The following is a 1,600-nucleotide window of genomic DNA, read 5'->3' as shown; positions in this document are numbered from 1 at the left end:
CCCTGTCTGTCAGGGTGAGTTGAGACCAGCGTTTCGTAGCAACCCCCCGTTTGGCAGGGCGAGATCAGGATGAGTATCGATGTCTGTTCCAACTATCACCGGCCCGGATGATGGGGTGATGAGCAGTAGTGAGCAGCCCTCCGGTTGGGGCGGGCCGCGGCGGCGCCGCAGCTTCACCGCCGAGGACAAGCTGCGGTACCTCGCGGCGTACGAGAAGGCGTGTGAAACCGGCGATGGTGGCGCCTACCTGCGGCGTGAGGGCTTGTATTCGTCGTTGATGAGTGAGTGGCGCCGGCTGCGTGATGCCGGGGTACTCGGTGCCGATGATGCGGCGGTGTCGCGGGCGCCTCGCCGGTCGGGGTTGACCGCCGAGCAAGCCGAGATCGCCCGGCTGAAGAAGGAACTAGCCCAGGCCAACTCCAAGTTGGAAACCACCCAGACCGCACTGGATATCATGGGAAAAGCGCACGCGCTCTTGGAGCAGATCTCCGAGAGCGCGGATTCCGAGCCCAAGCGCGGCAAGCGTTGATGGACGCGTTTGAGGAGCTGACCAGCTGTGGGACCACCGGGCGCGTGGCCGCACGGTTGACGGGAATGTCGCGGGCCACCATGGCGCGGCGCGCCGCACCGGCCCAAGCCGCGACCGCTGCAGCGACACCACGCCGTGCGGCCGAACGCGTCGAGCCGGTCAACAAACTCGACGATGCTGAACGTGAGGAGGTGCTGGCGGTACTCAACAGTGACCGGTTCGTCGATGCCGCACCGGCCCAGGTGTATGCGACGTTGCTGGCCGAGGGCTGCTACCTGTGTTCGATCTCCACGATGTATCGCATCCTGGGCGCCAACCAGCAGGTCAAAGAACGCCGACGGCTGGCCAGCCACCGCTCCACGGCAATCCCGGAGTTGGTGGCCACCGGCCCACGCCAGGTGTACACGTGGGACATCACCAAACTCGCCGGCCCGCAGCGCGGCGTCTATTACGACGCGTACGTGATGATCGACATCTACTCCCGCTACATCGTCGGGGTGCACGTGCAAACCCGCGAGTCCGGGCCGCTGGCCGTGGAGATGATGCGCGAGGTGTTCGGGGTACACGGTATCCCGCACGTCGTGCACGCCGACCGAGGGACCTCGATGACGTCGAAGAGTGTCACCGAGTTGCTCGCTGATCTGGGCGTGACGCGCTCGCATTCCCGCCCGCACGTGTCCAACGACAACCCGTTCAGCGAATCATGGTTCAAAACAATGAAATACGCGCCCGTCTTCCCGGCGCGGTTCGGGTCGATCCAACATGCCCGGGAGTTTATGGCGACATTCACCGACCGGTACAACCACGATCACCACCACAGCGGTATCGGCCTGCACACCCCCGCCGACGTGCACTACGGGCACGCACCGACCGTGGCCGCCGAACGTTCACGAACCCTCGCCACAGCACGGCGGGCTCGGCCCGAACGATTCGGCCGCACCGACCCCGCACCCAAGATCCTCGACATGCCCGACGCCGCCTGGATCAACAAACCCGAACAGGAGCACCCAGAACCGACAAAACCGGCAGCCGCCTAACACCCGCCGGTCTCAAACACCTTGACAAGTTCCG

General features: G+C 65.0%; 1 protein-coding gene. It reads left to right on the top strand.

Going from position 1 to position 1,600, the window contains the following annotated elements:
• Positions 1-79: 79 nt before the first annotated feature.
• Positions 80-1,566, top strand: a protein-coding gene (locus QSJ19_RS26420; protein ID WP_502876348.1) for an IS3 family transposase whose coding sequence is annotated in 2 segments (ribosomal slippage) — positions 80-467 and positions 467-1,566 — 1,488 coding nt in all. Because the reading frame shifts where the segments join, the coding sequence is not laid out codon by codon here.
• Positions 1,567-1,600 lie beyond the last annotated feature (34 nt).

This window comes from Gordonia sp. ABSL11-1 (genome assembly GCF_030315685.1).
Taxonomy (GTDB): Bacteria; Actinomycetota; Actinomycetes; order Mycobacteriales; family Mycobacteriaceae; genus Gordonia.
Note: the sequence above shows the minus strand (reverse complement) of the source record. Positions and strands in the feature narration are given on the sequence as shown.